Source organism: Ensifer sp. ENS11, assembly GCF_014851895.1.
In the GTDB taxonomy this organism is placed as follows: domain Bacteria; phylum Pseudomonadota; class Alphaproteobacteria; order Rhizobiales; family Rhizobiaceae; genus Ensifer; species Ensifer canadensis.
This window is the reverse complement of record NZ_JACVAN010000020.1, coordinates 32461-53802: the sequence shown is the minus strand read 5'-3', so window position 1 is coordinate 53802 and position 21342 is coordinate 32461. Positions and strand designations below refer to the sequence as shown.

General features: G+C 62.9%; 21 protein-coding genes. 4 read left to right on the top strand and 17 right to left on the bottom strand.

What is annotated here, in order from left to right:
* Positions 1-33 precede the first annotated feature (33 nt).
* Together IB264_RS27295 and IB264_RS27290 are read left to right on the top strand one after the other, a co-directional pair.
* Complete coding sequence (locus IB264_RS27295; protein WP_025428157.1) at positions 34-891, top strand: SDR family NAD(P)-dependent oxidoreductase; 858 nt, start codon at positions 34-36, stop codon at positions 889-891.
* A 95-nt stretch (positions 892-986) separates the two neighbouring features.
* Entirely contained in the window at positions 987-2543 is a 1557-nt protein-coding gene (locus IB264_RS27290) for a VOC family protein (protein WP_025428158.1), read from the top strand.
* A gap of 248 nt (positions 2544-2791) precedes the next feature.
* On the opposite strand, the gene IB264_RS27285 is transcribed toward IB264_RS27290, so the two are convergent.
* The 11 genes from IB264_RS27285 to speB all read right to left on the bottom strand — a co-directional run bounded on the left by IB264_RS27285 (position 2792) and on the right by speB (position 12706).
* Positions 2792-3355, bottom strand: coding sequence for an NADPH-dependent FMN reductase (locus IB264_RS27285; protein ID WP_025428159.1), 564 nt, complete (start codon positions 3353-3355; stop codon positions 2792-2794).
* Between the two features lie 122 nt (positions 3356-3477).
* The gene (locus IB264_RS27280; RefSeq protein ID WP_025428160.1) at positions 3478-4431 is read right to left on the bottom strand and encodes a ring-cleaving dioxygenase; all 954 of its coding nucleotides are present in this window, start codon (positions 4429-4431) and stop codon (positions 3478-3480) included.
* Positions 4432-4645: 214 nt separating this feature from the next.
* Positions 4646-5425, bottom strand: coding sequence for a carbon-nitrogen hydrolase family protein (locus IB264_RS27275; RefSeq protein WP_025428161.1), 780 nt, complete (start codon positions 5423-5425; stop codon positions 4646-4648).
* On the bottom strand, positions 5422-6222 hold the full coding sequence (locus IB264_RS27270) for an ABC transporter permease (protein ID WP_025428162.1): 801 nt from the start codon (positions 6220-6222) through the stop codon (positions 5422-5424). The genes IB264_RS27275 and IB264_RS27270 overlap by 4 nt, the downstream gene beginning before the upstream one ends.
* Positions 6219-7073, bottom strand: coding sequence for an ABC transporter permease (locus IB264_RS27265; protein WP_025428163.1), 855 nt, complete (start codon positions 7071-7073; stop codon positions 6219-6221). Before IB264_RS27265 ends, IB264_RS27270 begins: the two co-directional genes overlap by 4 nt.
* Entirely contained in the window at positions 7070-8107 is a 1038-nt protein-coding gene (locus tag IB264_RS27260) for an ABC transporter ATP-binding protein (protein ID WP_025428164.1), read from the bottom strand. The genes IB264_RS27265 and IB264_RS27260 overlap by 4 nt, the downstream gene beginning before the upstream one ends.
* A 119-nt stretch (positions 8108-8226) precedes the next feature.
* Positions 8227-9306 (bottom strand): PotD/PotF family extracellular solute-binding protein, encoded by a 1080-nt coding sequence (locus IB264_RS27255; RefSeq protein ID WP_025428165.1) that lies wholly within the window; start codon positions 9304-9306, stop codon positions 8227-8229.
* A 73-nt stretch (positions 9307-9379) separates the two neighbouring features.
* Positions 9380-10027, bottom strand: coding sequence for an amino acid ABC transporter permease (locus IB264_RS27250; RefSeq protein WP_025428166.1), 648 nt, complete (start codon positions 10025-10027; stop codon positions 9380-9382).
* A complete protein-coding gene (locus IB264_RS27245; protein WP_025428167.1) occupies positions 10024-10692 on the bottom strand; it encodes an amino acid ABC transporter permease in 669 nt (222 codons plus the stop codon). The genes IB264_RS27250 and IB264_RS27245 overlap by 4 nt, the downstream gene beginning before the upstream one ends.
* A 64-nt stretch (positions 10693-10756) precedes the next feature.
* Positions 10757-11551 carry a transporter substrate-binding domain-containing protein gene (locus IB264_RS27240; protein ID WP_025428168.1) on the bottom strand — a complete coding sequence of 265 codons (795 nt, stop codon included), beginning with the start codon at positions 11549-11551 and terminating at the stop codon, positions 10757-10759.
* A 93-nt stretch (positions 11552-11644) separates the two neighbouring features.
* Positions 11645-12706, bottom strand: coding sequence for an agmatinase (gene speB, locus IB264_RS27235; RefSeq protein ID WP_025428169.1), 1062 nt, complete (start codon positions 12704-12706; stop codon positions 11645-11647).
* 222 nt (positions 12707-12928) lie between these two features.
* Between speB and IB264_RS27230 the strand changes: the two genes are divergently transcribed.
* Both IB264_RS27230 and IB264_RS27225 read left to right on the top strand, forming a co-directional pair.
* Positions 12929-13975 (top strand): LysR substrate-binding domain-containing protein, encoded by a 1047-nt coding sequence (locus IB264_RS27230; protein WP_025428170.1) that lies wholly within the window; start codon positions 12929-12931, stop codon positions 13973-13975.
* A gap of 18 nt (positions 13976-13993) precedes the next feature.
* On the top strand, positions 13994-15172 hold the full coding sequence (locus IB264_RS27225; RefSeq protein WP_025428171.1) for an aminotransferase: 1179 nt from the start codon (positions 13994-13996) through the stop codon (positions 15170-15172).
* Between the two features lie 108 nt (positions 15173-15280).
* On the opposite strand, the gene IB264_RS27220 is transcribed toward IB264_RS27225, so the two are convergent.
* The 6 genes from IB264_RS27220 to IB264_RS27195 all read right to left on the bottom strand — a co-directional run bounded on the left by IB264_RS27220 (position 15281) and on the right by IB264_RS27195 (position 21293).
* Complete coding sequence (locus IB264_RS27220; protein WP_025428172.1) at positions 15281-16126, bottom strand: DMT family transporter; 846 nt, start codon at positions 16124-16126, stop codon at positions 15281-15283.
* A gap of 226 nt (positions 16127-16352) precedes the next feature.
* A complete protein-coding gene (locus tag IB264_RS27215) occupies positions 16353-17786 on the bottom strand; it encodes an aldehyde dehydrogenase family protein (protein WP_025428173.1) in 1434 nt (477 codons plus the stop codon).
* Between the two features lie 16 nt (positions 17787-17802).
* Positions 17803-18537: an MBL fold metallo-hydrolase gene (locus tag IB264_RS27210; RefSeq protein ID WP_025428174.1), complete on the bottom strand. Its 735-nt coding sequence runs from the start codon at positions 18535-18537 to the stop codon at positions 17803-17805.
* Between the two features lie 4 nt (positions 18538-18541).
* Positions 18542-19642, bottom strand: coding sequence for an ABC transporter ATP-binding protein (locus IB264_RS27205; RefSeq protein WP_192434417.1), 1101 nt, complete (start codon positions 19640-19642; stop codon positions 18542-18544).
* Positions 19639-20430, bottom strand: coding sequence for an ABC transporter permease (locus IB264_RS27200; protein ID WP_025428176.1), 792 nt, complete (start codon positions 20428-20430; stop codon positions 19639-19641). The genes IB264_RS27205 and IB264_RS27200 overlap by 4 nt, the downstream gene beginning before the upstream one ends.
* On the bottom strand, positions 20430-21293 hold the full coding sequence (locus IB264_RS27195) for an ABC transporter permease (RefSeq protein ID WP_025428177.1): 864 nt from the start codon (positions 21291-21293) through the stop codon (positions 20430-20432). Before IB264_RS27195 ends, IB264_RS27200 begins: the two co-directional genes overlap by 1 nt.
* Positions 21294-21342: the final 49 nt, after the last annotated feature.

The following is a 21342-nucleotide window of genomic DNA, read 5'->3' as shown; positions in this document are numbered from 1 at the left end:
TTGCGTTCGATCCTGACCGCTGGAGCTTCCGCCATGTCTCACCCCGCCTTTGCCCCCGATCACCTTGCCGTCGTCACCGGCGCCGCTTCCGGCATCGGCCTTGCCAGCGCCCGCCGTTTCGCGCGGCTCGGCATGCGTGTCGTACTCGCCGATCTCGACGGCGAGCGCCTGACGCGAGCTGCAGCCGAGGTCGCAGAGTTGTCGTCGCAGGGCACGGACTATGTTGCAGCCATCCCGGCGGACGTTTCTCGCCTTGAAGAGATCGAAGCGCTGGAGCGCGACGCCCGCGCGCGCTTCGGGCCAGTCCATGTGCTGATGAACAATGCCGGCATTCAGCCCGGCAGCGCGATATTCGGCCCGCAGGCAAACTGGGAGGCGGTACTCGCCGTCAATCTCTGGGGCGTCATCAACGGTTCACGCGTCTTCGCCTCGCACATGACCGCCCATGGCCAGCCGGGCGTCATCATCAACACCGGCTCGAAGCAGGGCATCACCACGCCTCCCGGCGACCCCGCCTACAATGTTTCAAAAGCCGGCGTGAAGGCGTTCACCGAGGCGCTGGAACATGAATTGCGCAACATCGCCGGCGGCCAGGTCCACGCCCATCTGCTCATCCCCGGCTTCGTCTACACGTCGCTGACCGCAAGTGGCCGCACGGAAAAACCGGAAGGCGCCTGGACGCCGGATCAGACAGTAGACTTCATGATGGAAAGCCTTGAGCGCGGCGACTTCTACATCCTCTGCCCGGACAACGACGTGATCCGGTCGACTGACGAGAAACGTATTCTGTGGGCAGCCGGCGACATCGTCGAGAACCGGCCGCCGCTGTCGCGCTGGCACCCGGATTATGCCGACGCCTTCAAGGCCTTCCTCGCCAAGGAGCGGAGCTGACTTTTCCGCCCACGTGAACACAGCGTTCTCCGCCGCGGTTCTGGCGCCAGCGATCCGCATGTGGTTTGTGAGCGCATCATATCGGGAGACGAAAAATGACGAGCGGCATCCACCACATCACGCTGATTGCTCGCAAGGTGCAAGCGAACGTCGATTTCTACGTCGGCTTCCTCGGCCTGCGCCTGGTAAAGCGAACCGGCGGCTACGAGGATGCCACCCAGCTCCATCTCTTCTACGGCGACGCTGAGGGCTCCCCCGGCTCGCTTGTGACCTTCCTGATGTGGGAGGACGGCGCACCCGGCCGCGTTGGCCACGGCCAGCCAAGCGAGATCGCCTTTGCCATCGCGCCGGAAAGCATCGGCTTCTGGCTGACGCGGGCGCTCCAGTACAACATCAAGATTTCCGGTCCTGCCCAGGAATTCGGCGAACCGGTGCTGCGGCTCAAGGATCCCGACGGCGTCATCGTCAAGCTCGTGGGAACCAATGCGCTTTCGGCAGCGGCACCATGGAGCACGCGCGACATTCCCCAGGCAGACGCGATCCGGCGCCTGCGCGGAGCGACGATCCTGACGGAGCAGCCGGCCGACTCCGCCCGTTTTCTCGCGGAGCACTTCGGCTATAGCGAAACCGGCGCCACCGACACGATCCGCCGCTTCACCTCGCAATCGGGCGACATCATCGACGTGCGCGACGCCACCGGTTTCTGGACATCGGCACCCGGCACCGGCACGATCGACCATATCGCCTTTCGCGCCCCGGACAAGGAAACCGTTCTGAAGGTCCGCGACGACCTCAAACGTGACGATGCCGGCGTCATCAACGCCCACGACCGCAAATACTTCTATTCGCTTTATGTCCGCGAACCCGGCGGCTCGCTCTACGAGTTTGCAACCGACAAGCCCGGCTTCACCGTCGACGAGCCGAAGGAGACGCTCGGCACGGAGCTGTTCATCCCCGCCCATTTTGCCGACCGCACTGCGGAAACGCTGGTCAGCTTGCCGCAGTTCGCGCTGCCGGGGGAGCCGCGCCTGGCGGAGCGGGACCTGCCCTTCGTTCATCGCTTCTATCATCCGGAGACGCCCGACGACCGCACCTTCGTGCTCCTGCACGGCAGCGGCGGCAACGAGACGCAGCTTCTGCACCTCGCCCATCAGGTGGATCACGACGCCACGCTGCTCGGCGTTCGCGGTCGCTCCACCGAAGAAGGCTCGCCGCGCTGGTTCCGGCGCTATTCCTCGACCACCTTCGACCAGAGGGATGCGCGCTCGGAGGCCGACGCCTTTGCGGCCTTTCTTGAAGGCGCGCGCGATGGCTACGGTATCGATCTCTCAAAGGCCGTTTTCATCGGCTATTCCAACGGCGCCAACCTGCTGGGCGCGCTGATGACCTTGCATCCAGGCCTGATCCGGCAGGTGGTGTTGATGCGCTCGATGGTGGTTCTCGACGATATGCCGACGCCCGATCTCGCCGGCACGAACATCCTGCTTTTGACGGGCAAGAGCGACGGCTACGGCCAGTTTGCGCCGCGCCTCAAAACTGAGCTGGAGAAGACCGGCGCCAGGCTCACGGCCATCGATCTCGACATGGGGCATGAAATCGGCGCTCCCGATATCGCTGCCATCCAGCAATGGCTGACAGAAAACAGCGTCTGAGGGCTCGCGGACGAAGGAAGAGTTCGCGTTGGCAGCGTAGCAGGCGCACCCTCAATTCTCTCCGTCATGCTCGGGCTTGACCCGAGCATCAGGCTTGACCCGAGCATCCACGGCCTCAAGGCTTTGAGCCACGTTGCACCGACGGTGCGCGCGCAGATGGATCCTCGGGTCAAGCCAGAGGATGACAAAATTCGGTCTTTCGCCACCTCGTGGGAGGCTAGACAAGTGTCCCCTCAGGACTGAAGCCCTTAATTCCCACTCTTTGCCGCAGCAAAGTCTGCGAAAGCCTTGACGAAGGCGCGCAGACGGTCGCTCGCGTCCGTGTCCGTCAGCAGCCCGTCCTGATCGAACAGGCTTTCCGCGCGCGGCAGCATCAGCCGCTTGCCCGACCACAGCTCGGCGCCGAGCGTACGCATGACCGGCAGCCAGGCGTTTTGGCTGAGGATCGTGCCGAAATTGCCCGGCGACGCACCTGCGAGCGCAAAATGTCGCCCACGAAACACCTTGGCGATATCGGCCGATGGCCGGCTCAACCAATCGATCGCGTTCTTGAAAACCCCCGGCATCGAATTGTTGTATTCGGGTGTGAACAGGATCACGCCGTCGGCTGCCATGATCTTCTGTTTCAGCGCGGTAACGGCCTCGGGGATGCCGTCCCTGGCCTCGACATCGCCGTCATAGAGCGGAATGCCATGCAGCGTCGCGGTTCCGAATTCGACACCATCGGGCGAGGCTGACGCGGCAGCCTTCATCAGGCCTGTGTTGAACGACGCCTTCCTGAGGCTTCCTGAAATGCCGAGGATTTTCACCATGATCTGACCCTTTGCTGCTTGTTGCCGCCATCATGGGTCGATGCGACGGGAAAGCCAATGGGATCAGGGGGATGTAAAACCGAAAAAGCCGGGGACGAGCCCCGGCTTTCTGCTTTTGATCGTTATTCCAGCGGCTTCAGCCGTGCCTCGATCTGGGCCCGCTTCGGCTCCAGGAACGGCGGCAGCGACAGGCTTTCGCCAAGCGTTTCCATCGGTTCGTCGACGGCAAACCCCGGCCCGTCGGTGGCGATCTCGAACAGCACGCCGTTCGGCTCGCGGAAATAGAGCGAGCGGAAATAGTAGCGTTCGACCTCACCGCTCGACTGCAGGCGGAAGCCCTGCAGGCGCTCCGTCCACGCCGTCAGCGCATCTGTATCCGGCGCCCGGAAGGCGACGTGATGCACCGCGCCGGCACCCTGGCGGGCGGGCGGCAGGCCGGGCTGAACGGCCACATGCAGTTCAGCTGCGGGACCACCTTCGCCCATCGAGAACACATGCACCTGGCCCTCGCCATCCGGCGACGGATAGCGTCTTGCCTCGGTCATGTTCATCACCTGCGTCAGCACCAGCTCGGTGTTGGTGATATCAGGCACGCTGATGGTGATGGCCCCAAGACCCTTGATCTGGTGCTCGGCCGGAACCGGGCTCTTTTCCCAGGGGTGCGAGGGTGAAAGTCCGCCGTCGTCGATCAACCGGAAACGCTGGCCTTCGCCGTCTTCGAAGTCGAGAGAGATGCGGCCGTCGATTTCGCGCACATCGCCGGCGGTCACCTTCATCTCGTCGAGGCGACCCTTCCACCAGCGAACACTATCGGCACTGCCGACCCGCAGGCCGGTGCGCGAGATGCTGTGCGTGCCGCGGCCTTCGCGTCCGACCGGCCAGTCGAAGAAGGTCAGGTCCGTTCCCGGGCTCGCTTTGCCGTCGGCGTAAAACAGGTGATAGGCGGTTGTATCGTCCTGGTTGACGGTTTTCTTGACCAGGCGCAGCCCGAGAACCTTGGTGTAGAAGTGCAGGTTCTCCGGCGCGTTCGCCGTGATTGCCGTCAGATGGTGAATACCCGTCAGTTGCAAACTCATGATTGCCTCCAATGCGTGGCTTTTCTGTTGAGCACAATATGGGGCGGCACGGCGATTGCGAAAGTGGACAATGTAGAACGCAATGTTCTTCTGGAGTGAACGATCTCCGCACAACCTCGGAGCATTTCCAGGAAAAGCGCGAAGCAGTTCTTCGTCAGGAAATGCGTAAAACTAGGAGACAGAGCGTTTCCACGATCGTCCAAACCGGAGAAGCCTACGTGCGATTGAGATCACCGAGATAGGTATTTTCCAGCCGCGAGATCGCGAAGCTCGCCGGATTGATGTCGGCAAAAATCAGCGCCTCGTGGCCGGCGTCACCCTTGGCCAGCACCTGTCCGTCCGGCGATGCGATGCGCGAGAGGCCGGCAAAGGAGAACATCGGGTCCGAGCCGCAATGGTTGATATAGGCAACGAAGACCTGGTTCTCGAAGGCGCGCGTCTGGATCATGTGGTCGGTGATGAAGGTGCCCGACCATCCGGCCGGCAGCGCCGTCGGCACCAGCACCGCTTCGGCACCCGCCAATGCCAGCCTGCGCACATTCTCAGGAAACTCGACATCGTAGCAGATCAGCATGCCACAGGTGACGCCACGGTGGGCGAACAGCCGTGTCGACGGTTTTTCGGCCCTAAACAGCGACCGCTCGTAGTCGCCGTAGAGATGCGATTTGCGGTAAACGGTCGGCGTCGCATCGCCATCGACATAGACGGCGCTGTTATAGATGTCGTTGCCATCGAGTTCGGCGAAACCGGCGATCAGCGCGATGCCGCTTTCCCGCGAAATCTGCGCCAGGCGCCGGACGATCAGTCCATCCGCCGGCTCGGCGAGATCGCGGATCGCCCCCCCCGCGCCATACCCGGTAAGGCCGAGTTCCGGCGTCATCAGCAGCGTCGCTTCTCTCGCAGCCGCCTCCTTCGCCGCCCGCGCAAGGCGGTCGAGATTGGTGGCGACATCGCCGCAGGCCGATTGCATCTGGAGCGCGGCGAGCTTCATCATTTTCCGTCCGACGACATGGCGCCCAAAAGCTTCGGCAGGTCGCCGAAACGGGCAACGAGACCGAAGATCACGGCGGCCGTAGTGACGAACAGGATCGTCACCGACGCCATGGTCGGCGTGTAGCCGTAGCGAAGCGCATTGAAGATCTTGATCGGCAGCGTTTCCATGGTGAAGCCGACGGTCATGTAGGCAACGATGTATTCGTTGAGCGAAAGCACGAAGGCGAACGCGTAGCCCGAGACGATATAGGGCAGGATCAGCGGCAGGACGATGGTGCGAAAGATCGTGCGCTCATCGGCCCCCATGGTCGCGGCTGCCTCGACCAGCGATCGGTCGATCGCGGTGAAGCCGAGCGACAACGTCACCAGCGGCAGCGTCACGAAGAAGATCGCGTGGCTGACGACCGCCGTCCAGGGCTGGCCGTAGAAGCCGACCGTTGCCCAGAAGGTGAGCATGCCAAGCGCGGTGATCACGGGCGGCAGCGTAAAGGGCGCGACGCCGAGCAACTGGAAGATATTGGCCCAGGGCGCGATCCGGCGCCAGAGGAACCAGGCCAGCGGCAACGCTATCGCAACGGCAAGGGCCGCCGACAGCAACGCCAGCGTGACGGAGGCGAAAAGCGCGCTGCGCCATTCCGGATTGAGGAAGATCTCGCCGTACCAGGACAGCGAAAAGCCCTGTGGCGGGAAAGCCAGCGTCTGCTTGGCATTGACCGATACACCGGCAACGACGATCAGCGGCAGCGCCAGGAAGAGCCCGATCAGGAAGAAGTAGGCCTTGCGGAAGATCGAGGTCATACCGCTTCTCCCTTGCGTCCGGCAATCACGGTCAGCGCCACGAGCCCGAGCGTCACCAGCACCAGGAACACCGCCATGGCCGCGGCAAAAGGCATGTTCGACTGGTAGATCGCCTGGTCGGTGATCAGCACCGACAGGGTCCAATGCTGCGGCCGGCCGAGCAGCTGCGGCAGCAGGTAGGAACCGAGCGCGAAGATGAACACCATGATCAGCGTTGCAGTGATGGTGTTTCTGAGCGCCGGCACGACGACGGTGAAGAAGGCTTTGAGCGGCGATGCGCCAAGCGTCCGGGCAGCCTCCGTCAGGGTCGGGTCAAGCCGCACAAGTGCCGGGAAAAGCACCAGCACCGTATAGGGGAAAGCCTGGTAGACCATGCCGGTCAGCACCGCGCCGAAACTCGGGGTCAGTGCCTTCGCCTCGCTCATGATGCCGAGCGCCACCAGAATGTTGGTAATGCCGGCCGTGCGAGAGAACAGCGTCGACCAGGCAAAGCCGATGATGACTTCCGACAGCGACAGGATCGACAGGAGCGCCACGAGCCAGAGCACCTGCACCTTTCGTCCCATGCGGGTCAGCATGTAGGTAAAGGGCAGCGCCAGCACGACGCAGCAGATCGCCACGGTGATGGCGAGCAGCAGCGAAAAGCCGAGCACACCGCCGAAGAAGGCGGAGAGGAAGCGCGCATAATTGTCGAAGACGAAGGCCGGCGTGTAGAAGCCGCCCTGCTGGCGCTGGAAGAAGCTGACGGCGATCATGGTGCCGAAGGGCACGACGAAGAAGATCGTCAGCATCGCCGCGGGAAAGAGGAGCGGCGCGTAATCGCCAAGGGTCTGGGGCGGTTCGCGTCTCATTTCTTCAACACCACGCAAACGTCGGGGGTAAGCGCAATGCCGACCTCCTGGCCGACGGTGACGTCTGGCCGGCCGCGCGGCGTCGAGACCGCGACGATCTGCCGGCCGGCAATGTCGACGAAGGTTTCGATCGTGCCGCCGAGATCGCGCACAAAGGTGACCTTGCCAGTGAGTGCGCCGGCACCGGGTGCGGTCAGGTGCACATCTTCAGGACGAACCGACAGCGTTCCCTTGGAAGCGCCTGCAGGCAATGCAAGGCCGGCAATCGGCTGCCCCAGCACCTCGACGCGGCCGGCACTGTCGGCCTGCACCTCGAGAAGATTGGTCTGGCCGATGAAGTCGGCGACGAAGCTGTCGGCGGGGCGGCGATAGATCTCGATCGGCGACGCGGCCTGGCGGATCTCGCCACCGTTCATCACGACGACCGTGTCGGCCATGGTCATCGCTTCGCGCTGGTCGTGGGTAACGACGATGGTGGTGATGCCGAGCTTCTGCTGCAGCTGGCGCAATTCCACCTGCATCGCCTCGCGCAGCTTGGCGTCGAGTGCCGACAGCGGCTCATCGAGAAGGAAAAGTTTGGGCGAGATCGCCAGTGCGCGCGCGATCGCGACACGCTGGCGCTGGCCGCCTGAAAGTTTGGCAACGGGCCTGTCGGCATAACCGGTCAGATGGATCATCGACAGCAGTTCGTCGACGCGCTTCTTCTGGTCTTCCTTTGCCGCACCGCGGATGCGCAAGGGGTAGGCGATGTTCTCGCCGACGGTCAGATGCGGGAAAAGCGCCAGCGACTGAAACACCATGCCGAGATTGCGCTTGTGCGTCGGCACATGGGTGATGTCGTCGCCATCAAGTTGGATCGCCCCGCCGGTCGGCAGGTCAAGGCCGGCGATCATGCGCAAAAGCGTGGTCTTGCCGCAACCGGACGGGCCGAGCATGCAGACGAACGTCCCGTGCGGCACGTTGAGGTCGACATTGTTGACGGCTCTGAAGGATCCGAATTCCTTGACGACGTTTTGAAGGGCGAGTCCGGACATTGTCTCTCCGCGGGATAGTCCCCTCCCGTCTGCGGGAGGGGTGGCAAGGGAGACGATGCCCCCTTTCGTTTAAGCTCCGGCCCTCCCCTTTAAAAAAGCGGAGGGCCAACGTCTTGTCATCAGCCGACGATCAGCTCGGTCCACTTCTGGTTGAGCCAATCGGACTTGGACTGATAAAGGTCGTAGCGCGGCACGATCGGCTCGATGTCAGACGAAACGGCTGCAAATTCCTTATCCGTCAGATCGGTGACTTCGCGCTTGACGGTCGGCGACGTGCCGACCTTGCGCGACAGGGTCGCCTGGATCGAAGGCTGGCACATGTAGTCGATGAAGACATGGGCTTCCTCGGACTTCTGCGAGGCGCGCGACAGTGCCCAGCAACCGGAATCCTGGATGCCGCCTTCCTTCGGGAAGGTCGAGCGCACCGGATTGCCGTCGGCGGCCGCAAGGCCGGTCACGTCGTGATAGTACTGGCCCATCGGGATTTCACCCGACTTCAGCGACTGCTCGAACTGTGCCTCGTCGCGGTACCAGAGCCGGACGTTCGGCTTAACCTCGGCGAGCTTTTCGAAGACCTTGAGGATGCCCTCTTCGGTATCAAGCGCATTGGTGCCGCCGAAGTAGGTCTTGGCGGTCACTTCCAGTAGGAAGGAGTTGGAAACCAGCGCCAGCAGGCCCAGCTTGTCGGCATTTGCCGGATCCCAGAACGCGGACCAGGAGGTCGGCGCTTCCTTGTAGACATCGGTGTTGGTGACCAGCGTGATGTACCAGGACACGGCCCCGATGCCGGCAACGCGGCCATCCGGATATTTGTTGACGAAGCGGTCGAGCAGGTTCGAGCTGTTCTTGATCTTCGCCATGTCGATCGGCGTCCACAGCTCGGTCGACTGTCCCTTGAGCATCGCCACCTGCGACATCATCGAAACGTCGGCCGGCGCCTGGCCGGCGCGTGCGGCCTGCTCCAGCTGAACGAGCCAGGCTTCGCCGGTCGGCTCGGCGATCGATTCGATCGCAATGCCCGTCGCCTTGGTGAATTCCGGGAAGATGTTCTTGTCGAACGAGGTTTTGAAATAGCCGCCGTAAACGCCGACCTTCAGCGACTTGTCCTGGGCGCGCAGTACCGAGGGCATCGCCAGCATCGAAGCGCCGGCAAGACCCGCGCCGAGCAGCGTGCGGCGCTTGATGGAAGTGGTGATCATCATCTTTCTCCTTTGTTTCGGCGGTGATCCGCCTTGTTCCCTGTTCTCTTTGATTTCTTGCACATTTTCGGTCTCAGTGCGCGGGCATTTTGCGTTCCAGCATGCGTGCATATTGTGTCAGCGGATAACACAGCACGAAGAAGATCACCGCGACCAGCCCATAGACCGTGAAAGGTTCGAAGGTTGCATTATTGATCGCATTGGCGGTTCTGAGAAGCTCCTCGAAGCCGATGATCGACGTCAGCGCCGTGCTCTTGATGAGCTGGACGAGGAAGCCGACAGCCGGCGGCCGGGTGATCGCGAACGCCTGCGGCAGGATCACCAGGCGCAGTTCCTGCAGGCGATGCAGCCCGAGGCTGGCGCCGGCATCCCACTGGCCGGCCGGCAGGGCTTCGACGCCGCCGCGCCAGATCTCGGCAAGATAGGCGCTGGCATAGAAGGTCAACCCCAATGCTGCCGCGGTCCATGGCTCGATGCGAAAGCCAAGCATCGGCAGACCGAAGAACATCAGGAACAGTTGCATCAACAACGGCGTGCCCTGAAACAGCGCGATGTAGCCCGAGCCGAACCGACGCAGCCACTTCTGTTTCGATATGCGCGCAAACAGGATCATCAGGCCGACGGCAGCCCCACCGGCAAAGGCGACAAGCGATAGAAGCAGCGTCCAGCGGGTCGCAAATACCAGATTGCGCAGGATGTCCCAGAAGGTGAACTCGATCATGACACGCCCGCCCCAAGCATGCGCCGGCCGCCCGCCACGAACAGACGGCGGATCATCATCGACAACGCGAGATAGATCAGCGTGACGACAAAATAGGTTTCGAAGGATCGGAAGGTCCGCGCCTGCAGCAGGTCCGCCTCATGGGCGAGTTCCCGCACGGCGATCTGCGACACGACCGCCGATTCCAGCATCATGATGATCACCTGGCTGATCAGCGCCGGAAAGATGACCTTCAGAGCCTGCGGCAGAATGATCTTGACGAACACCTGCCGTGGCCTCAGCCCGAGTGCAAAGGCTGCCTCGCCCTGGCCCTTCGGCACGGCGTCAAGGCCGGCACCGACGATCTCCGTGGTGTAGGCCGCCATGTTGAGCGTCATCGCCAGGATCGCCGCGACGATCGGATCGAGCCGGATGCCGAGGCTCGGCAGACCGAAGTAGATGAAGAACAACTGCACCAGGAACGGCGTGTTGCGGATCACTTCGACATAGACGGCAACCGCCTTGCGCAGCACGCCGTAACGGCTGCGGCGGGCGGCTGCAAAGACAATGCTGATCAGAATGCCGAGCACCATGGTGCAGGCGATCAGAAAGAGCGTCATCGCAGCGCCATGGGCGATCGCGCCCGCGGCATCCCGAAGCCACCCGAAATCGAGGCTGTAACCCATCGTCGCAACCTTTCCCCGAAAGGCACCCACGGAGACGCATGTCCCCGTGGGCGTCAAGTGCTGATTAGTCTTTCAGGTTTTCGGGGTTGAGCGGCGTCTTCAGCCAGGCCTCGGAGCTGGCATTCAGCTTGCCATCGGCAAGCATCTTGGCAACCGCGTCGTTGACGGCCGTCTTCAGGGCTTCCTCGTTCTTGTTGAGGCCGATATGCGACGGCGAGGTCAGGAGCTGGAACTTCTGTTCCGGCTTCAGCGCCTCCTGGCGGGCCAGCACCTGCGCACCGACGTCGTTGCCGACGACCATCAGCTGGGTCTGGCCGGAGATGAACGCCTGGATCACGGCATTGTAGTTGTCGAAGCGCTGGATCGCGGCGGTCGACGGCGCTGCCTCGGTCAGCGACGTATCTTCCAGCGTGCCGCGGTTGACGGCGATCGTCTTGTCCGCAAGGTCGTCCTTGCCGGCAACCTTGAGCTCAGCCGGACCGATGACCGCGATGTAGTAAGGTGCGTAGGCCGCGGCGAAGTCGATCACCTCGGCACGTTCCTTGGAGAAGCCGACGCTCATCAGGATGTCGACGCGCTTGTCGTTGAGATAGGGAATGCGGTTCTGGCCGGTGACGCTGACCAGGTTGAGCTTGACGCCGAGGCCGTCGGCGATCTGCTGGGCGACATCGACGTCATAACCCTTGATGCTCATGTCGGCACTGGCCGAGGAGAAGGGCGGGAAGTCCGAGAAGATGCCGACATTGATCTGGCCGGCCGACTTGATGTCGGCGAGCGCGTCGGCACGTGCGATACCGGTTGCCGCGCCCAGCATCAGAGCGGCGGCGAATGCTGCTTTCATCGTCTTGTGAAGTGTCATTGTCGTTCCCCTGTCCGGAAGCATTGTTGGTTGTGGCATTTGCTGGTCGGCCGCCGCTTCCAGTCCGGCAGCCGACAATCTTTCTTTCAGGCGTCAGGCGGACTTGCCGGTAACGGCCGGGCTGAACACCATGAGGCTGAGGATCTCGAACAGAACCTGGGCGCCGGCATGCGCCGTGTTGGTCGTCGCGTCATATTGCGGCGCGACCTCGACGACGTCGCCGCCGACAAGGTTGATGCCCTTGAGGCCGCGGATCAGTTCCAGCACTTCGCGGGTGGTGAGACCACCGATTTCAGGCGTGCCGGTGCCCGGTGCAAAGCTCGGATCAACGCTGTCGATGTCGAAGGAGAGATAGGTCGGGCCGTCGCCAACGATCTTCTTGGCCTTCTCGATGATCGCGGGAATGCCGAGACCGGTGACTTCCTCCGCATGGATGACGGTCATGCCGGACTCGTAGGAGAACTCCCAGAGATATTCGGCCGAGCCGCGGATGCCGATCTGCACGACACGGGTCGGATCGAGCACACCGTCGAGCACCGCGTTGCGGAACGGGCCGCCATGGTGGAACTTGGTGAGGTCGTAGGCGCCGCCGGTGTCGCAATGGGCATCGATGTGGATCATGCCGACCGGCTTCTTCTTGCCGACGGCTTTCAGGATCGGATGGGTGATCGAATGGTCGCCGCCAACAGACAGCGGAATGACGCCGGCATCGACGATCTGGTTGATGCGCTTTTCGATATCGTCGTGGCTAAGCTCCAGCCGGTAGCGGCTCTGGAACGGCACGTCGCCGATGTCGGCGACACGCAGTTCGTGAACCGGCGCGCAACCGAGCACATGGTTGTAAGGGCCGATGCGCTCGATCGAACGCAGCGCCCGCGGTCCGAAGCGCGAACCAGGACGGTTGGTGACGCCAAGATCCATGGGGATGCCGACGATCGCGACCTGCAGATTGCCGAAATCGGGCTCGTCCGCATCAACAGCCATGTGCGGCGCCGTCAGGAAGGTCGGGATGCCGGAATAGGGCGCAAGGCGCGTGCCGCTCTTGGTGAAGATCTTGTCGGCGACGCGGCGGAAGGTCGGGTCGAACAGCTCGCCGCCATGGCTTTCACCGTATTTCGCCTTGAGTTCGCCAAGCTTCTTTTCGTCCCAGGCCATCCGCTCAAACCTCCGTCATGTCAGCCGGGGAATGCGCACAAAGGCGCCACAGATCAGCATCTGCGGATGGGGCCGGTTCTCTCCGGCTCAATCAAGTTCCCCAGGCTTTTTGCCCTGTTGAGTTCCATTAGGTGACAAATCCTCTGGAAAATCAATTGACATTGTTATAGCGTTTCGTGTGAGAAAAATTCACATGACAACAGCCCGCCGGAACCAAGCTTTTTGTCCAGCCGCCTGCCGCCCCTGAACCCCTTGCGCGCCTTCGAGGCGACGGCGCGCCGTGGCTCCGTGTCGGCTGCCGCGCGCGAACTGAACGTGACGCACGGCGCCATCAGCCACCAGATCCGCGCGCTCGAACTCTCGATCAACGCCACGCTATTCGTGCGCGGCGGAAAGCGGCTGAAGCTGACGCCGCAGGGCGCGCTGCTACTTCCGGCGGTTACCCACGCCTTTGCCGAAATCGCCGCCGCAACAGCCGCCATGACGCGCCCGACCACCAGCGGCGAGTTGCGCATCACCTGCGTCCCCGCCCTGCTCTCCTTCTGGCTGATCCCGCGCCTGCACCTCTTCACCGAGCAGTTTCCCGATGTGCGGCTGACGCTGATCGCCTCCAATGATGCCGCCTATCTCGATGCGTCCGATGTCGACGTCTGCCTGATCTATGGCGACGGCAACTGGCCGGGCTGCTGGTCGAAGCTCTGGAGCCGGCTGGAACTGTTCCCGGTCGTCAGCCCGACATTGCTGAATATGCGGCCGTTGCGCTCCGTGCGCGACCTGCGCGACCATGTGATGCTGCATGGCGACGACGGGCGCGAATGGAACACGTGGCTGGCAGCGGCCGATGCCAGCGACCTGCAGCGCGGTCGCCAACATTTCATGAGCGATGCGCGGCTTTCGACCGAAGCGGCGCTGCACAATCAGGGTGTCGCGCTTGGCGACACCATCACCGCCGGCAGCCTGATCGCGCGCGGCGAGTTGATCGCTCCCTTCGACCTGACGGTTCCGGCCAACGACGCCTTTTACGTCGCCTGCCGCAATGAAGTGCTGGCCGCCCCGATCGTGCGTATCTTCATCGACTGGATGTTCTCGGCGCTGGAAAACGACCCGATGCCGGAACTGCAGACCTCCGCGCGCACGATTATTCGCAGCCGAGCCTCGAAATCCGAGCCGACAGACCGTAAATCGGTGAAGGACGGTTTTCAGCCGGTTTCAGCTCCGGCCCGCGGCCGGCGCACGGAACGCCCACAGAAACGCAAGAACAAAGCCTGAGCCATAGGAACACCTGCCATGCCGCATTTCAATCCGCTCGTCGAAAAGCTCTCGTCGCCGCCCGTGCCGTCGGTGCTCGCCTGGGCGAAAAGCTATGATGGCTCCCGCGGGCCGCTGATCGACCTCTCGCAGGCGGTGCCCGGCTATCCGGCGCACCCGGACATGCTGGCATGGCTGGGCGAAGCCGCGGCGTCGACTGCCTATACCGGCTATGGCGCGATCGAGGGTGAAGCGGCGCTGCGCGAGGCCTATGCCGCGCATGTGGCAGGCCTTTATCGCGCCGCGATCACGGCCGACAACATCCACATCACCTCTGGTTGCAACCAGGCATTCATCTGCACCGCGATGGCGATCGCCTCAGCCGGTGATACGATCCTGATGACCAACCCCTATTACTTCAACCAGGAAACGACGCTCGCCATGCTCGGCATCAATGTCGAGCTGGTGCCCTGCGACGCCGGCGCCGGCTTCCTGCCGGAGATCGACGCAATCACTGCTGCGCTGCGGCCGGGTATCCGGGCGCTCGCGCTGGTATCGCCGAACAATCCGACCGGCGCGATCTATCCGCCCGAGCTTCTGTCGCGCATCTACGAAGTTTGCCGCGCCAACGGCACCTGGCTGATCCTCGACGAAACCTATCGCGACTTCCTGCCCGATGCCGGCGCTGCACCGCACGGCCTGCTGCAGACGGAGGGATGGCAGGACAGCTTCATCGGCCTCTACAGCTTCTCCAAATCCTTCTGCATTCCGGGCCATCGCCTCGGCGCAATCACCGCCGGGCCGGCGCTGGTCGAGCAGGTCACCAAGATCATGGACAACCTGCAGATCTGCGCGCCCCGTTCGGCGCAGGCCGCGGTCGCCAAGGCTATTCCAGCACTTGCCGATTGGCGTCTCGGCAATCGCGCCGAGATCGCTGCGCGTACAGACGCGCTGCGCGATGTCATGGGCCGGCTGCCGCAATGGAAGCTGCAGGCGATCGGCGCCTACTTCGCCTATATCCGGCATCCCTTCGCGGACATCGATTCGCAGTTCGTGGCCGAGAAGCTGGCGAAACTCGCCGGTGTCATCTGCCTGCCGGGCGACTACTTCGGCGAAGGCCAGGAAAACTACCTGCGCTTTGCCTTTGCCAATGCCGACGCGGGCACGATCCGCCAACTGGAAGAGCGGCTCGCCGGCTTCAACCTTCCCGGCCTGTAACAGGGCAAGAGCGTATCCGGTTTCGACGCAGCCGCGGAAACGCTCTTGCTCCATGTTTTTACACATTTCCTGACGGAAGACCGCGTTCGCACCTTTCCTGGAAATGCTCTAACCGCGGCGGGCGATCAGGATGCCGACAAGCACGATCGCCCCGCCGATTGCCTGCATCAGCCCGACCGGCTCGGAGAGCAGTATCCAGGCGAGGATCGCCGCGACCACCGGCTGCAGCAAAAGCGTCAGCGACGAAAACGCCGGCGGCAGATAGGCGAGCGCATAGGTGATCGCCACCTGCCCGCCCGCATGGCTGACGAAGGCGAGGCCGAACAGCATCGACCAGCCGAAGAGCGTCGGCGGCAATAGCGTGGGCTCGGACAGAAGCACGATCGGCAGCATGCAGATGGCGGCGGATGCCGTGCTCCAAACCATGATCCGGATGGTGCTGAACAGGCTGCGCAGCCGCCCGATTGCCAGGATGTAACCGGCATAGAACATCGCAGCGATGACGGCGACGCCGTCGCCCAGCAGATTGCCGTCGGCAAGCGCCATCGGGCCGCCCTTGAGGATGATCACGCCGGCGACCGCCGTCGCAAGTCCGATGGCAAACACGGTGCTGATGCGGGCGCGAAAAAGCAGCCAGCTCGCAAGCGTCACGAAAACGGGGGCAAGGTTGGCCAGCAGGGTGGCATTGGCGACCGACGTCTTGGTCAGCGCATAGTGCCAGGCGGCAAGGTCGATTGCGAGGAAGACACCCGGCAGCACCAGCAGCGCATACTCCGACAGCCGCTCGGGCCGCCGGTCGGACGCCGGCGCCCCACGAAACCAGGACCAGGCGAGAAGCGGGATCAGCGCCAGCGCCACGCGCCAGAAGGCCGTCGCCATCGGTCCGACCTCGGACAGGCGCACGAAGATCGGCGAGCCGCCGATCGCAGCCCCGCCGATCAGCAGGGCAGCCATGGCAAGGCGATTATGAGAAGAGGCGGCGGCGGGTGCTGAGGTCACGTCAATGTCCGGCTCTCTGCTGGCGGGCGATCATGGCGCCCCTGAGAAGGCAGCTAGCAGAAGTGCGGCATCGGCAACAGTCGCAATAAATCGCCCGCAGCAACAAAGACGGCCGCCATGCGCAAACACGGCGACCGTCCAATGGTTCTATCGCGCCTCGTCGGCGCAATGCTTGGTGTCGTCAGGCCGCGTCCGGAATATGCACGGTCTTGACCTCAAGGAAATCCTCGAGCCCGAACATGCCGCCTTCGCGTCCATTGCCGGACTGCTTGTAGCCGCCGAAGGGGCTGCCATAACGATGGGGGCCGCCGTTGATGTGGACCATGCCGGCGCGCAGGCGTGACGCCACCCGCTCCGCCCGCTTGGGATCGCCGGTCTGCACATAGGCGGCCAGCCCGTAATTGGTGTCGTTGGCGATCGCGATCGCTTCCTCCTCGGTATCGAAGGGGATGATCGCCAGCACCGGCCCGAACACCTCCTCGCGAGCAATGCGCATGGTGTTGTTGACGTCGGCAAAGATGGTCGGCTTGACGAAGTAGCCGGTCTCGAAGCCCTCGGGCTTGCCGGCACCGCCGACGACAAGACGCGCGCCCTCGGCGATACCCGCTTCGATCAGCGCCTGCACGCGGCCGAACTGGACGTCGCTCACCAACGGGCCGATGTGGCCGCCTTCCTTGGTCGGATCGCCGACCTCGGCTCCACGACCGACGCGGCCGGCGATCTCGACGACCTTGTCGTAGACGCTACGCTCGACCAGCATGCGCGTCGGCGCATCGCAGGACTGGCCGGAATTGTTGAAGCATTCGAGCACGCTTCCGCTCACTCGGTCTTCGAGATCGGCATCGGCAAAGACGATGTTCGGTGACTTGCCGCCGAGTTCGAGCGTCACGCGCTTGACCGTTTCGGCCGCATCCTTGCTGACGGCGATGCCGGCGCGGGTCGAACCGGTAAACGACATCATGTCGATGTCCCGATGCTTCGACAGTGCGGCACCGGCATTGATGCCATCGCCATTGACGAGGTTGAAGACGCCCGCTGGAAAACCGGCCTCATCGATCATTTCGGCATAGAGCATGGCGTTGAGCGGCGTGAATTCGCTCGGCTTCAGCACGCAGGTCGAGCCGGTCGCAAGTGCGGGAACGACCTTGAGCGCGATCTGGTTGATCGGCCAGTTCCAGGGCGTGATCAGGCCGCAGATGCCGATCGGCTCGCGCAGGATCACGTCGCCGTTCGCCAGCGTATCGCGCGTCTTCAGCCGCTTCAGCGCATCGATGAACCCCTGCAGATGGCCGACGCCGACATCCGCCTGCTGCTCGCGCGTCATTGTCGTCGGAGCGCCGAGCTCCATGGTGATGGTGGCCACCATCTCGTCATAGCGGCGCTTGTAGATCGACAACAGCTTTTCGAGCAGCGCCAGCCGCTCGTCGACGCTTGTACGGCTATAGGTGGCGAAGGCCTTCTTCGCAGCGGCAACGGCGCGATCGATATCGGCGGCCGAACCCATCGAAATCACCGCGATCGGCTTCTCGGTCGCCGGGTTCAGCACCTCCAGATCGTTAGGCGTGATCGGATCGACCCATTGGCCGTCGATATAAAACTTCCTTTTGTCGAGCATACGCTCCTCCTTCCCGTCAGATTGTGTTTTCTTTCTCCGCGAGCCAGTCCTTGATGAGCGCGCGGTAGCGCTCGCCTGAAAAGCTCGGAAAATGTCCGCCGTGGACGATACGCGCCGGAATGCGCAGCAACCGTTCCATCGACGCCAGATAGTCGTCGGCATTGGCGTGGTAGGTATCTTCGATCAGCGGCCCGTCGTAGAGGATGTCGCCGGAAAAGAGCACGCCGCTCTTCTCCTCCCAGAGTGCGATGCCACCGGGCGAATGCCCGGGCGTGTGGATCACCTCGAAGACGCGATCGCCAAGATCGATATGATCGCCATCGGCAAGAACAATCGTCGCAGGCGCAGCCTTCACCGCGTAGGTGGTCGAGGCATAGGGCTCGGGCGGCAGCGCGTCGAAAATCTCGTCGGCGACATAGGGGTCGGCAAGCGTGTTGATGCGCGTCGGATGCGCCAGCAGCTCAGCTTCGGCCGCATGCACGGCGCGGCAATCGAATTCGTGATGGCAGCCGATATGGTCGAAATGCGTATGGCTGGCAACGGCGGTCAGTTTGCGCTCGGTGACCAGCGGCACCCACGCGCGCAACGACACCACGCCCATGCCGCTATCAACAAGCATGTCACGGTCGCGCCCGCGCACGTGCCACATGTTGCAGCGGTAGAACTCCTGGATAAAGGGTTCGCAGATGTAGGTGACATCGTCGTCGAGACGCTTCGCCGCATACCAGTCTTTCGGAGCAATTCGCCGCATCTTGCTACAGGGTTCCGCTTGCCGCCGGCAAGGCTACGACGTCGGCAGCCCGCACCGCAAGGGGGACGATCTCGCCGTCGCGCACGTCGGAGGATTGCGGCAGATGCGCCACCAACGCATCGCCGTCGGTTGCGCAAGGCTTGAGGTGGCAACGGTAGTGCGTACCGAAGAAGGCGCTGCCGGCGACCCGCGCATCGCCGAGCGCGAACATCGGACCGTCCGATTTGTCGTTCCCGCGAAAATGCTCCGGCCGAATGGTGAGCGTGATCGCGTCGCCGGCCCTGGGCGCTCTCGCAGTAAAATTGGCGGCGGGAAGCGCCAAGTTGCCGAGCGAGGTTTCAACCTCGGCCGACGAAGCGTCGGCGGCCTTGATCCGGCCGGGAACAAAATTGACCTCGCCCATGAAGCCCGCCGAAAACAGCGATCGTGGCCGCATATAGATCTGCGATGGCGGACCGAAATCCTCGATTCGCCCCTGGTTCATGACGACGATCCGGTCGGCGATCGCCATCGCCTCTTCCTGGTCGTGGGTCACATGCACGAAGGTGGTGCCGACCCGCTTCTGGATCGCCTTCAGCTCATCCTGCATCTGGCGGCGAAGCTTCAGGTCCAGAGCGCCCAAGGGTTCGTCAAGCAGCAGCACTTCGGGATCGACGGCAAGCGCGCGGGCAAGTGCAACGCGCTGACGCTGGCCGCCGGAAAGCTCGTGCGGCCGTTTGCCGGCGGACGCCTTGAGACCGACGAGGTCGAGGAAGCCGAGCGCCTTTTCGTCCCGCTCGGCCTTGCCGAGACCGCGCATCCGGAGCCCGAAGCCGACATTGTCGACGAGCCGCATATGCGGGAAGAGCGCATAGTCCTGAAACATCGTCGTGGTCGGGCGTTTGGCCGGCGTGACGAAGGTCATGTCGCGATCGCCGATGACGACGCGCCCGGAGCTTGGCGACAGGAACCCGCCGAGAATGGAAAGAAGCGTGGTCTTGCCGCAGCCCGAGGGCCCAAGCAGCACGATGAACTCCCCTGCCCGGATGTCGACCGAGACCCTGTCCAGCGCCGTGAAGTGGCCGAACGTCTTGCTGACGTTTTCGATCGAGACGGGAGCGGTCATTGTTTCTTCGTCCTTCCGAACAGGGAAAACTCGAGGATCAGCAGCAGCGCCACCGAGGCGAGAAAGACCAGCGAGCCGATCGCATTGGTCTTGGGATTGAGGCCAGAGCGCAGCATGCTCCAGATCTCGACGGGCAGGGTCACGTCGAAACGCGACAGCAGGAAGGCGATGATGAACTCGTCCCAGCTGAAGGTCACCGACAGGAAGAAGGCAGCCAGGATCGAAGGCATCAGCATCGGCGCGGTCACCAGCGCCATGACCTTGAAATCATTGGCGCCAAGATCGCGCGCCGCCCGCTCGATGTTGATCTGGTGGTCACCCATCGCGGCATAGATGATCGCAAAGCAGAGCGGCAGGTTGATCACCACGTGACCGATGCCGACCGTCAACAACGAGAGCGGCATGTGCAGCGCATTGAGAAGCGCCAGCAGTCCGAGCGCGATGATCAGATAGCTGACCGTCATCGGCGCGATCAGCAGGCCCCTTTGCAAGGCCGAGCCCGGCAGCCTGTAGCGCGCCAGCGAATAGGCGGCGAGAAAGCCGAGCACGCAGGAGACCAAGGACGAGGAGATGGCGACCAGCATCGAATTGCCGAGTGCTGCCATCAGCTTGCGGTCGACGAAAACAGCCTCGTACCATTGGGTGGAAAAGCCGTTGAACGGCGGCACCGGCAGGCGCCCGTCCTGGAAGGAAAACAGCACGAGCACCGCGACCGGAAGGAAGATGAAGGCGTAGACGAGAGCGAGATAGGCCCAGGACACACCGCCAATGAAAATTCTGCGCAGCATCAGGCCCTCTCGATCTTCAGCCAACGGGCACACAGCACATAGGCGACGGTGACGGCCAGCATGAGGATGATCGACAGCGCCGCTGCCATCGGGAAATCGGCGCGCCGGCCGAGCTGCAGCATGATGATCTGCGGCAGCACCAGCTCGTTGTTGCCGCCGAGGATCTGCGGCGTGACATAGTCGCCAATGCAGAGCACGAAGGTGAGAAATGCGCCGGTCATGATGCCGGGCAAAGTCAACGGCAGCACCACATGCCAGAAGGTCTGGAAGGCGTTGGCGCCAAGGTCGGCGGCCGCGCGGCGATAGTTCGGCGAGAGCTGGATCAGGTTCGAATAGATTGTCAGCGTCAAAAGCATGACGAAGAAGTGGACGAAACCGATCACCGTCGCCGTGCGCGTGCTGGCGATCGCGAGCGGCTCGGAGATCAGCCCGACGCCCGTCAGTATCTGATTGATGACGCCGTTTTTCGACAGCACGAGCAACCATGAGTAAGAGCGGACGACATAGGAGGTCCAGAACGGCAGGATCGCCAGGATCAGCGCCATGCGCTGAAACCGTTTCGGCACGCGCTCGGCAATGATCCAGGCGAGCGGGTAGGCAAGCAGCACCGAAAGGACCGTGACGATAACCGTGATTTCGAGCGAATTGACCAGGCCCTGCAACAGCGCGTTCTCGGAGAAGAAGCGCAGATAGTTGTCGAGATTCCAGACGCGGACGATCTCCCGTCCCTCGCGCTTCCAGAGGCTCATCGCCGCCATGAACAGGAAAGGCACAACGAAGAAGGCGAACGTCCACAAAAGTGCCGGCGCAGCAAAACCCCAGGCTTTCCGGCGGTCGGCATCTTCGAGAGTTGTCGCGGTCATGAAAGCTCCAGATCTGAGCGCCCACCAGACAAGGATGGTGGCCGCAGTT

Excerpts from the sequence above, each read along its gene's own strand:
- IB264_RS27295 (WP_025428157.1), top strand. The coding sequence starts at position 34 with ATGTCTCACCCCGCCTTTGCCCCCGATCACCTTGCCGTCGTCACCGGC.
- IB264_RS27290 (WP_025428158.1), top strand. The coding sequence starts at position 987 with ATGACGAGCGGCATCCACCACATCACGCTGATTGCTCGCAAGGTGCAA.
- IB264_RS27285 (WP_025428159.1), bottom strand. The coding sequence starts at position 3,355 with ATGGTGAAAATCCTCGGCATTTCAGGAAGCCTCAGGAAGGCGTCGTTC.
- IB264_RS27280 (WP_025428160.1), bottom strand. The coding sequence starts at position 4,431 with ATGAGTTTGCAACTGACGGGTATTCACCATCTGACGGCAATCACGGCG.
- IB264_RS27275 (WP_025428161.1), bottom strand. The coding sequence starts at position 5,425 with ATGATGAAGCTCGCCGCGCTCCAGATGCAATCGGCCTGCGGCGATGTC.
- IB264_RS27270 (WP_025428162.1), bottom strand. The coding sequence starts at position 6,222 with ATGACCTCGATCTTCCGCAAGGCCTACTTCTTCCTGATCGGGCTCTTC.
- IB264_RS27265 (WP_025428163.1), bottom strand. The coding sequence starts at position 7,073 with ATGAGACGCGAACCGCCCCAGACCCTTGGCGATTACGCGCCGCTCCTC.
- IB264_RS27260 (WP_025428164.1), bottom strand. The coding sequence starts at position 8,107 with ATGTCCGGACTCGCCCTTCAAAACGTCGTCAAGGAATTCGGATCCTTC.
- IB264_RS27255 (WP_025428165.1), bottom strand. The coding sequence starts at position 9,306 with ATGATCACCACTTCCATCAAGCGCCGCACGCTGCTCGGCGCGGGTCTT.
- IB264_RS27250 (WP_025428166.1), bottom strand. The coding sequence starts at position 10,027 with ATGATCGAGTTCACCTTCTGGGACATCCTGCGCAATCTGGTATTTGCG.
- IB264_RS27245 (WP_025428167.1), bottom strand. The coding sequence starts at position 10,692 with ATGGGTTACAGCCTCGATTTCGGGTGGCTTCGGGATGCCGCGGGCGCG.
- IB264_RS27240 (WP_025428168.1), bottom strand. The coding sequence starts at position 11,551 with ATGACACTTCACAAGACGATGAAAGCAGCATTCGCCGCCGCTCTGATG.
- speB (WP_025428169.1), bottom strand. The coding sequence starts at position 12,706 with ATGGCCTGGGACGAAAAGAAGCTTGGCGAACTCAAGGCGAAATACGGT.
- IB264_RS27225 (WP_025428171.1), top strand. The coding sequence starts at position 13,994 with ATGCCGCATTTCAATCCGCTCGTCGAAAAGCTCTCGTCGCCGCCCGTG.
- IB264_RS27220 (WP_025428172.1), bottom strand. The coding sequence starts at position 16,126 with ATGGCTGCCCTGCTGATCGGCGGGGCTGCGATCGGCGGCTCGCCGATC.
- IB264_RS27215 (WP_025428173.1), bottom strand. The coding sequence starts at position 17,786 with ATGCTCGACAAAAGGAAGTTTTATATCGACGGCCAATGGGTCGATCCG.
- IB264_RS27210 (WP_025428174.1), bottom strand. The coding sequence starts at position 18,537 with ATGCGGCGAATTGCTCCGAAAGACTGGTATGCGGCGAAGCGTCTCGAC.
- IB264_RS27205 (WP_192434417.1), bottom strand. The coding sequence starts at position 19,642 with ATGACCGCTCCCGTCTCGATCGAAAACGTCAGCAAGACGTTCGGCCAC.
- IB264_RS27200 (WP_025428176.1), bottom strand. The coding sequence starts at position 20,430 with ATGCTGCGCAGAATTTTCATTGGCGGTGTGTCCTGGGCCTATCTCGCT.
- IB264_RS27195 (WP_025428177.1), bottom strand. The coding sequence starts at position 21,293 with ATGACCGCGACAACTCTCGAAGATGCCGACCGCCGGAAAGCCTGGGGT.